The following is a 1,055-nucleotide window of genomic DNA, read 5'->3' as shown; positions in this document are numbered from 1 at the left end:
GCCGGCGACGACGCTGGCCAACTGGCTCGAGATCTCCACGCCGGCGCCGGTGTCGAGCGTCAACAATAAGGTCGGCACGATCGTGCTGGTCCCGGCCGATATCGGCGCCGCGCCAGCTACGCGCCTGATCAGCACGACCGGCCTGGTCACCGGCGGCGGCAGCCTCGGCGCAGACCGGACGCTCGACGTGCCCGCGGCCAGCCGCGCCGAGGCGGAAGCCGGCCTGCTCGCCAGCAAAGCGCTGACCCCCGATTCGATCTCCGGCATTATCCAGTGGATCCAGCTGCTGGTGCCGCCCGCGCGGTCGATCACCGGCGCCGGCCTCGCACGCGGCGGCGGAAGCCTCGCGACCGATCGTGTCATCGAAGTGCTGGCGGCCAGCGCGGCCGAGATCGTCGCCGGCATCGTCAGCGACAAGGCCGTCACCCCGGCCGGGCTCGCCGGCCTGCCGCAAAGCCTGACCCCCAACGGCTATATCATGCTGCCGGGCGGCTTCCTGATCCAGTGGCTGCAGGTGCGCCAGATCTTCACGTCCGAAGTGGCGATCACGGTCAGCTATCCGATTGCCTTTCAGTCCGTCGTACTGCCGATCGTCGCCATGGGCTACATTGAGGGCGCCTCGGGCGTCCGTGATCTTTATCCGCAGCGCGCAGGCCCCGGATCCCTCACCAGCCAGCTGATTCAGCTGCAGTCCGACGATGCGCGCGACACGCGCCTCGAGGGCTTCGATCTCATTGTGATGGGCAAGTGACATGATCCGCACGCCGCTGCGCTACGCCACCTCCACCAACGCCTTCTACGACGTCCGCGTTCACGGCGAGGCGATCCCGACTGACGCGGTGCCGATCTCGGCCGCACGCCACGCCGAGCTGCTCGCCGCGCAGGGTGCGCGCCGCATCATCCCCGGCGCCAACGGCAAACCGGGCCAGACGCCGGCGCCGAAGATCACGCGCGCCGATCTGCTCGCACGCGCGGTCGCCGCGGTGAAGCGCGAGGCGGCGCGCCGGATCCTCGCGATCGCCAGCCTCGAGCGGCAGGCCAACGACAACGCCGTG

The 1,055-nt window shown here is 70.1% G+C and carries 2 protein-coding genes; both read left to right on the top strand.

All coding sequences use genetic code 11. The annotated features are described in order from the left end of the window. A partial coding sequence (locus tag NV401_RS03825; protein ID WP_261293074.1) for a hypothetical protein occupies nt 1-751 on the top strand: 751 nt, incomplete at its 5' end. 1 nt (nt 752) lies between these two features. Further along, a partial coding sequence (locus NV401_RS03820) for a hypothetical protein (protein WP_261293073.1) occupies nt 753-1,055 on the top strand: 303 nt, incomplete at its 3' end.

Origin of the sequence: Sphingomonas hylomeconis (genome assembly GCF_025370105.1) — a bacterium.
GTDB classification, from domain to species: domain Bacteria; phylum Pseudomonadota; class Alphaproteobacteria; order Sphingomonadales; family Sphingomonadaceae; genus Sphingomonas; species Sphingomonas hylomeconis.
The sequence above is the reverse complement of the archived record's forward strand: the minus strand, read 5'-3'. Positions and strand labels throughout refer to the sequence as shown.